Origin of the sequence: Ferruginibacter sp. HRS2-29 (assembly GCF_024343615.1) — a bacterium.
GTDB lineage: Bacteria > Bacteroidota > Bacteroidia > Chitinophagales > Chitinophagaceae > Ferruginibacter.
The window spans coordinates 1-2,009 of sequence record NZ_RJUB01000088.1 but is presented as its reverse complement, the minus strand read 5'-3'; the positions used below and the strand labels follow the sequence as shown (position 1 = coordinate 2,009).

General features: G+C 49.9%; 2 protein-coding genes. Both read right to left on the bottom strand.

The features are described 5' to 3' along the window. On the bottom strand, positions 1-676 hold a 676-nt coding region (locus EGI32_RS11135; protein ID WP_255155444.1), incomplete at its 3' end, for a PorP/SprF family type IX secretion system membrane protein. 4 nt (positions 677-680) lie between these two features. After that, positions 681-2,009 (bottom strand): gliding motility-associated C-terminal domain-containing protein (locus EGI32_RS11130; RefSeq protein ID WP_255155443.1); only part of this gene is annotated, 1,329 nt, incomplete at its 5' end.

Sequence of the window (2,009 nt, the reverse complement as noted above, 5' to 3'; positions counted from 1 at the left end):
TTGCACCTGCATGAACGGAATAACGCATCGGTATCACAGCGCCATCACCGGATACGAGGAACGGATCCTTAGGTTTGGTCAAATGAAACACCGCAACCCCACCGTAAAAATTCACTTTTTTATCCGGTGTAGCATCATAATAAAATGCCCCCGCTCCTGCATCGAAGGAAGAAACATTGGATGTTTTTAAAACATCCCCGGTTGCATTGCCCGGGTTGTAACCAGTGATCGGATTCCATTGATCACCAAATTTAAATTTGGAAGCATTCACGCGCCGGTTGATGAACCCTACCTGCATGCCGAGGGAAATGCGTTGATATTCACCTTTGCCAAAACGCAGCCCGGTATAGGCCAGTGAAGCATACCCTGTAAGGTAGTTGTAGCCTGCATCTCCGGCAGATTGGTTAAGGATGTTGACACCGAAATTCATGTTCTTGTCGGTGTTGATATCGGCAGTAAGCCCGGTGGTGGAAAAGGCATCGGTAATGCTTGCCCATTGATTTCTGTAGGTAGCCGCCACCCTGTAATCGCCATTGATCAACCCGGCCATGGCAGGATTGAGGTATAGCGGGTACATGTAATACTGTGATGTATGCGGATCTACCTGGCATTTTGCGGCAGGTGCCAGCAATGCTGTGAAAGCGAGTGTAGCCAGCAGGCTGTATAATTTTTTCATTTGCTTATCTTAATAAAGTCACTGAACCTTTTTTGTTGATGATGCTGTTGTCGAGCATGACTGCTTTGAGTACATATATATATACTGTACCCGGTTGCAGTTTACCTTTTGCAGTGCCATCCCATCCTCCGTTGATGTTGCTAGTGCGGAAGATCATTTCGCCCCATTGGTTGAAGATGCTGAACTCCATACTCTTCAGGGTAGTGCTGTACACTTTCAACACATCGTTTTTACCATCGCCGTTTGGAGTAAAAACATTCGGCACAAATACCTCGTGTTTTTCCGGAGCTGATACGATGATGCTCACAGAAGCTGTATCGATACAACCCGCAGCCGACAATGCCACTGCACGATAAGTAGCATTTGCCGAAGCAACCAGCGCTTGCGTTAATGAAGTCTGGTTAGTAAATGTCGCCAGCGGCAACCAGGCGGTCACCTGGTAGTTGGTACCTGCCGATGTGCTGAGCGTAAATGCATTGCCTTGCGGCACCGTAGTGGCTGATGCAGTAAGGTTTAGGGTAAAATCATTTACCGTAACCACCGTGGTAACTGCTTTGCTGCAACTTCCGCTGGTTACTGTATAACTGATGGTGGTATTACCGGCGCTTATACCGGTTACCACTCCGGTATTACTTACTGTTGCAACAGCCGTATTGCTGCTGCTCCAGGTGCCGCCTGCGGTTGGGTTGGCAAGTGTGGTGCTGTTGGCTCCTGCTGCGCAAATGGAAGTGTTACCGGTGATCGCTGCAACAGTGATATCTGTTACTGTTACAGTTATCTGTGCACGCGGACTTTCACATCCACCGTTCGATTGGGATACAAAATAGTTGATGCTTCCGGCAGTATTGGTGGCAGGTACGGGCGCTGTGGCCGAACCAGTTCCGCCTGTTGCGCCGGCATACCATAAAAGGTTAGAGCCTGTAGCAGTCAATGCAACCGCGGTCGCGTTGAGGCAATAGGTCACCGGTGACGTGACTACCGGAGCCAGCGGGCTCGCTGGAACCGCATTTACGGTTGCGGTAGCAGTGGAAGTACAGCCTGCGGCGTTACGTACTGTAATCGTGTAAGTATTTGGTGCAAGACCGGCAAATGTGGTGCTTGTCTGGAAAGTGGTTCCGTTGATGCTGTATTCCAGGCCGGTGCCGGTTGGTGCCGTAATTACGATCGTTCCGGTTGGAGTGGCACAGGTAGGTTGGGTGACTGTAGCCGTGGCTGCAGCCGGTGCTGATGGAGCGGCATTCACTATTACGCTAGCAGTGGAAGTACAACCTGCGGAGTTACGTACTGTAATCGTGTAAGTATTTGGTGCAAGACCGGCAAATGTGGTGCTTGT